The 6449-nt window shown below is 32.8% G+C and carries 5 protein-coding genes; 4 read left to right on the top strand and 1 reads right to left on the bottom strand.

The features are described 5' to 3' along the window. Positions 1–778 (top strand): restriction endonuclease subunit S (locus tag CCY97_RS04670; RefSeq protein WP_181562825.1); only part of this gene is annotated, 778 nt, incomplete at its 5' end. A 21-nt stretch (positions 779–799) separates the two neighbouring features. Beyond that, entirely contained in the window at positions 800–3880 is a 3081-nt protein-coding gene (locus CCY97_RS04665) for a type I restriction endonuclease subunit R (protein ID WP_112064325.1), read from the top strand. Between the two features lie 129 nt (positions 3881–4009). Here CCY97_RS04665 and CCY97_RS08490 read toward each other — a convergent pair whose 3' ends face one another. Further along, positions 4010–4483 (bottom strand): hypothetical protein, encoded by a 474-nt coding sequence (locus CCY97_RS08490; RefSeq protein ID WP_258456982.1) that lies wholly within the window; start codon positions 4481–4483, stop codon positions 4010–4012. Between the two features lie 249 nt (positions 4484–4732). Between CCY97_RS08490 and CCY97_RS04655 the strand changes: the two genes are divergently transcribed. Continuing rightward, positions 4733–5554, top strand: coding sequence for a cytolethal distending toxin subunit B family protein (locus tag CCY97_RS04655; RefSeq protein ID WP_112064323.1), 822 nt, complete (start codon positions 4733–4735; stop codon positions 5552–5554). Next, positions 5551–6303 carry a hypothetical protein gene (locus tag CCY97_RS04650; RefSeq protein WP_112064322.1) on the top strand — a complete coding sequence of 251 codons (753 nt, stop codon included), beginning with the start codon at positions 5551–5553 and terminating at the stop codon, positions 6301–6303. The genes CCY97_RS04655 and CCY97_RS04650 overlap by 4 nt, the downstream gene beginning before the upstream one ends. Positions 6304–6449 lie beyond the last annotated feature (146 nt).

The following is a 6449-nucleotide window of genomic DNA, read 5'->3' as shown; positions in this document are numbered from 1 at the left end:
TGACAAAATCGAATTAAATAATTCGATAAATAATAATTTAGAACAACAAGCCCAAGCGATTTTCAAGTCTTGGTTTGTGGATTTCGAACCATTCGGTGGAGTAATGCCTGATGATTGGATGTATAAGGAATTAGGTGATTTAGGGCTAGATATTTCAGATGGAAATTATAGTTCAAAATACCCAAAAACAAATGAATTTGTTAACACTGGCGTTGCTTTTATTAGAGGTACTGATTTTATTGGAACATCTATTTCAAAACAAAATATGTATTATATAACAGAGAAAAAGCATAAAGAACTATTAAAAGGACATACTAAAAAAGATGATTTATTAATAACTACGCGAGGGGAGATTGGACGTATTGCTTTTGTTCCTGATTCACTTATTGATGTGAACATTAATTCTCAACTGGTTAGAATAAATGGTAATAAAATTTTACCAAAATCATATTTAGCATGCAGTTTATTATCCACCAAAGTACAAAATGATTTTAAATCTTTAATTACGGGTAGTGCTTTGCAGCAGTTACCTATTGGAAGATTGAAAAAAATAATTTTGTTAAAACCATCAACAGAAATTTTAAATCATTTTGACAAGATTGTTGGTAATTTGTTGAAAGTATCTGATCAAAATTATGAAGAAAATGAACATTTGACTCAACTTCGTGATACACTTTTACCAAAACTTATGAGTGGCGAAATTGATGTTTCTAAAGTTGAAATAAATGAGATTTTAGAAGGTTCGTCCGATGATAAATTATCGTTTAGCGAAAAATAAATAAAATAAATAGAGGTCTAAATGCAAGCAACCTACACAGAACAATCATATGAAAATTCCGTAATAGAACTCTTCCAAAATATGGGATATACGCATGTTTATGGTCCTGATATTGAAAATCGTGATTTTCATTGTCCCTTGTATGAAGATGTTTTAGAAGATTCTATTTATCGCATTAATCCAAGTGTTCCAAAGGCTGCTATTCAAGAAGCATTATTGAAAATTAAAAATTTTGATAATGGAGAATTATTACAGCAAAACAATATATTCATGGACTATTTACAAAATGGCATAACTGTAAAATATCAAGAAAATGGAGAACAACGCTCAACCATTGTTTATTTGATTGATTATAAAAATGTTGATAATAATTCGTTCATAGTCGCTAACCAATGGACATTTATTGAAAATTCCGAAAAAAGACCTGATGTTTTATTATTTATCAATGGATTACCTCTTGTGCTTTTTGAATTAAAATCTCCTTCTAGAGAAGAAACTGATTCATCACAAGCATATAGACAAATTAGAAATTATATGAAAGAAATTCCGTCTATGTTTATTTATAACGCAATTTGCGTAATGTCTGATATGCTAACTTCAAAAGCAGGTACAATTACCTCTGATGAAACTCGATATATGGAATGGAAAACAAAAGACGGCAACTATGAAAACAATCAACATGCACAATTTGACACTTTGATAGAAGGCATTTTTACCAAAGAACGTTTGTTGGATATATTAAAGAATTTTATTTGCTTTAATAATGACGGATTAAATACTTTTAAAATTTTAGCTGGATATCATCAATACTTTGCAGTAAAAAAAGCAATCGAATCTACAAAAAAAGCAACCAAAACTGATGGAAAAGGCGGAGTATTCTGGCATACGCAAGGAAGCGGGAAATCTTTATCAATGGTATTTTATGCTCACTTATTGCAAGAAGCATTAAATAGTCCTACTATTGTTGTTTTAACAGATAGGAACGATTTAGATAATCAGTTATATTCTCAGTTTTCAAAATGTCAAGAATTTCTAAGGCAAACTCCCGTTCAAGCAACTTGTAGAAAAATTACTAATACTTCATCTCAAAATGATATTGGATTAAAAGATTGGCTAAATGGAAGAGAAGCAAATGGGATTATATTTACTACAATGCAAAAATTTGAAGAATCTGACGAACCGCTATCAACAAGAAGAAATATAATAGTTATGGCAGATGAGGCTCATAGAGGACAATATGGATTAAGTGAAAAAGTTGATTCTAAAACAGGTAAAATCAAAATCGGTACAGCAAGAATAATAAGAAATAGTTTGCCAAACGCAACATATATCGGTTTTACAGGAACTCCAATTTCCTCAAAAGATAAAGATACACAAGAAGTTTTTGGTAATTATATTGATATTTATGACATGACTCAAGCGGTAGAAGATGGAGCAACCAGACCTGTTTATTATGAAAGCAGAGTTGTTAAACTTCAATTAGATCCTGCAGTTTTGCAATTAATTGATAAAGAATATGATTTAATGGCTCTTAATGCAGATGAAGAAGTGATTGAGCAAAGCAAACGAGAATTAAGCAAGATGGAATCTATATTAGGAGATGAAAGTACAATTAATTCTTTGGTTGATGATATTTTAAATCACTATGAATACAATAGAGAGCATCTCTTAACTGGTAAAGCAATGATTGTTGCTTATTCAAGACTTATTGCAATGAAAATATATGACAGAATTTTAAAATTAAGACCACATTGGGGAGAAAAGGATAAAGAAAAAGTTGCTGTTGTTATGACTTCAGGAAATAATGACCCTGAAGAATGGCGCGATATTATTGGCAATAAATCTTATAAAGCTGAACTTGCAAAAAGATTTAAAGACAATAAAGATACTTTAAAAATAGCAATTGTTGTTGATATGTGGCTTACAGGCTTTGATGTTCCATCATTAGCAACAATGTATGTTTATAAACCAATGAATGGTCATAACTTAATGCAAGCGATTGCAAGAGTAAATCGTGTATTTAAAGATAAAGAAGGCGGATTGGTTGTTGATTATGTAGGTATTGCATCTGCCTTAAAACAAGCAATGAATGATTATACAAAACGTGACCAAAAGAAATATGGAAACCCTGATATTTCTAAAATTGCATATCCTAAATTTGTTGAAAAATTGGAAGTATGTTGTGATTTATTCCATGGCTATGATTTTTCAAAATTTATAACCGGTACGGATTTAGAAAGAGCGAAATTAATTAGTGGAGCGGTGAATTTTATAGTTGATCCAAATATGCAAGATAGAAAAGAATCATTTCAAAAAGAGGCTTTATTGCTGCATCAAGCATTATCGTTGTGTTCTTCTATTGCACAAAGTGATGAAAGAATTACAGCAGCATTCTTTGAATCAGTAAGGGTGTTGTTGAATAGATTGATGAATACCGGAGTTGATAAAAAGATATCTCTTCTGGAAATGAATGCAAGAATTAACGAGCTATTAAAGCAAAGCATAAAAAGTGATGGTGTAATCAATGTATTTGCTGATGTAAAGCAAGAATTTTCATTGTTTGATCCTAAATTTTTAGATGAAATTGCAAACATGAAAGAAAAAAATCTTGCCGTTGAAATATTAAAAAAACTCATTTCTGAACAGGTTTCTATTTATACAAGAACAAATTTTGTAAAATCAGAAAAATTCAGTGAACTTATTCAAGCGGCTATGAATAAATATATAAATGGTCTAATTACTAATGCTGAAGTCATTGAAGAACTATTAAAAATTGCAAAAGAAATTAACGATGGAGAACAACCAATTGGGGACTTAAATGCAGAAGAAATTGCTTTTTACGATGCTTTGACCAAACCTCAAGCTGTTAAAGATTTTTATAAAAATGAAGAACTCATAAATATGACAAGAGAATTAACGGAATTATTAAGAAAAAGCAAAACAATAGATTGGCAAAAGAAAGAATCTGCCCGAGCAAATATGAGGAGGACAATAAAAAGACTTTTGAAAAAATACAATTATCCGCCGAAGAATCAAATGGATGCATTGCAAACAGTAATGACTCAATGTGAACTTTGGACAGATCATTTGATGGAAGTATAATTGCATTTTGACTAGCAAGACTGAAATAGTCCAAACAAACCTAAAACATAAATAAATATAATTAAATTTAATATAAAAGATATAAATATTAATCTGTTTATAAAATATTTAATAATCCATTAAGTAAAATTATTTAAGAATAACAATAAATATTAATCTATTTAAAAGGTATTCAATGAGAAATTTACTATTTTTGCTCTTTATATCTATATTTTTTATATCTTGTACTGGGACTAAAACTCCATACGCACCACTTGCGATAGATGATAACTCTACTACAAACAATCTGAGATCTAATTTATTTAATAGATTTGATTTGGGTAATAACTCAAACAATTCAAATAGCACCCCGTTGCTAAACTTATCCCTATCTCCAAGTCTTGGATCTAAATCTGCCCCACTAACTATAATCAACCCAAAAGGTGGCTCATCGATAACTGTTTGGGCATTAGCTGAGGGCAACTGGCTATGGGGATATACCCTAGATAACTCAAAGGATTTTGGTGGGGCTAGAACTTGGCAAGTTATAAATCTAGGTGATGATATAGTATTAATATTAAATTTCCTTACTAATACTTGTATCCACGATGAAGGCAGTGGCATAACCCACCGCTCTTGCAACCCAAAAAATCAATCTCAGCAATGGCACCTATCTGCTATGGATAATGGAGCCATTCAGATAAAATCTAGCGCTTCTGGTAAGTGCATTACAACAGATCTTGGCTCACTAGTGCAAACTGGTAGCTTTTACAGCCTTGCTATGAGAGATTGCAATTTTAAGCCAAACTTTAATCAACAATGGGTGTTTGTCCCTGAGGCTGCACCTACATCGCCACTGTTAGGATACCAACAATGAGATATATTTTAGTTTTATTATTTAGTGCTGCAGCACTATTTGGTGTAATTGATGATTTTAAGACCGCTACTTGGAATATGCAAGGCTCAAGCGCTAGTAGCGAGGCTAAATGGAGTATTAGCGTAGCTCAGATGTTCTCTGGAGCAAATGGGATTGATGTGTTAGCTATCCAAGAAGCCGGAACTCTCCCGGCTACAGCTGAACCAACTGGAAGAGAGTTTAGAGCATTTGGCACACAAGTAGTAGTAACTGAACATGTGTGGAACATCGGCACTAGACTTAGGCCAGATCTGATATTTATCTACTTTGCTAGAACTGATGCAGCTGGCAATAGGGTAAATTTAGCAATAGCTAGCAGAAGACAAGCTGATGAAGTATTCTTGCTCCCACCGCCAACAACAGTCTCAAGACCACTTCTTGGTATTAGGATAAATACTGATGCTTTCTTTAGTATTCACGCTTTAGCAAATGGTGGAGCTGACGCTTCGGCTATCGTTCACAATATAGATCTATTCTTTCAAAGATCTCCAACTCTAGCTAGCACTAACTGGATTATAATGGGGGATTTTAATAGAGAGCCTGTGGATCTTCTTAGCTCATTTGAATTAGAGTTAAGGCTAAGAACTAGGATAGTTACTAATAACGCCATCACGCAAATTAGCGCTAGAAGAACTCTAGATTACGCTGTGGTTGGTAACTCTAATCGTGCTGTTGTTCCAGCTCCATTACCACCAATATCAGCTAGCACATTCTTTAGCGGATTTAGAACTCATATAGCAAGCGACCACTTCCCTGTAACATTTAGGAGATTTCCATGATAAAAACTCTAAAAATATCTTTAATAGCTCTAATATCTCTATTTATTGTTAGTTGTGCTTCAGTGCCGAGTAAGACCTTTTTAATGCTAGATGACTCTAAAGGTTTTGCAGGAAATATAAGCAAAGCCCCAGATGAGAAAAGAGCCCCAGATAGAATTAAAATCAGTGATTTAAATGATAAACCAAATTTAAAATTAAATAATTCAAACAACCAAGATGGGTTTGATCCATTTACTTTGCCTTTAAGCCTAAGATCGCTTGATACTGGAATACCTTTGGTAGTGAATTTAGGCAAATCTGATGAGACTTTTAACTATAACATCAGGGAGGTTAAAGCCTTTCATCCAAGTGCGATTGCTGATATCAAAAGAGCTGATAGCTTTGCAAATTTGAGTTTAGAGTATGTGCAGTTTGTATCAGCTAAGGATATAAATGAGTGCTTGGGAATTGATGAAAGTGGATTTTTTACTTTAAAAAACTGCTTTGCAGATCTAAATAATAAGAAATTTGAAACTGTATTTCAGCTAATCCCTTTGCTTAGTGATGCTGTAGAGATAAGATCGTTAGTGTTAGGTGGTAAAGAGTGTATAAGCACATTTTTTAATCCAAACTTAGCGCCATGGCAAAGGGTAGGAATCTTAAGATGTGAATTAAGAGAGGGCTTTAGTGTAGATCTACCAAAGCTTTGGGCTATTATGCCAGAAATCAGAGAAGCTGCTGTTATACAGCCTATTGATGAGGGGCGCTAGGGGATAAGTCCTGTGTGAATGTTTATAAAATTAGTGAGCCCAATGTTATCTTTATGGTTTCCTGAACCTTGGTGTGGTTGCTTGTTTGCTTCAATTTGGGTTTCTTTACAATGTGTGCTAGGTGCGTATTTAGTCAAAGATTCAAA

Source organism: Helicobacter sp. 10-6591, assembly GCF_003288805.1.
Taxonomy (GTDB): domain Bacteria; phylum Campylobacterota; class Campylobacteria; order Campylobacterales; family Helicobacteraceae; genus Helicobacter_F.
This window is presented reverse-complemented; position numbering and strand designations above follow the sequence as displayed.

Bases quoted from the DNA above. Each gene is read 5' to 3' on its own strand.
- CCY97_RS04665 (WP_112064325.1), top strand. From the start codon at position 800: ATGCAAGCAACCTACACAGAACAATCATATGAAAATTCCGTAATAGAA.
- CCY97_RS08490 (WP_258456982.1), bottom strand. From the start codon at position 4,483: ATGCCACTGCCTTCATCGTGGATACAAGTATTAGTAAGGAAATTTAAT.
- CCY97_RS04655 (WP_112064323.1), top strand. From the start codon at position 4,733: ATGAGATATATTTTAGTTTTATTATTTAGTGCTGCAGCACTATTTGGT.
- CCY97_RS04650 (WP_112064322.1), top strand. From the start codon at position 5,551: ATGATAAAAACTCTAAAAATATCTTTAATAGCTCTAATATCTCTATTT.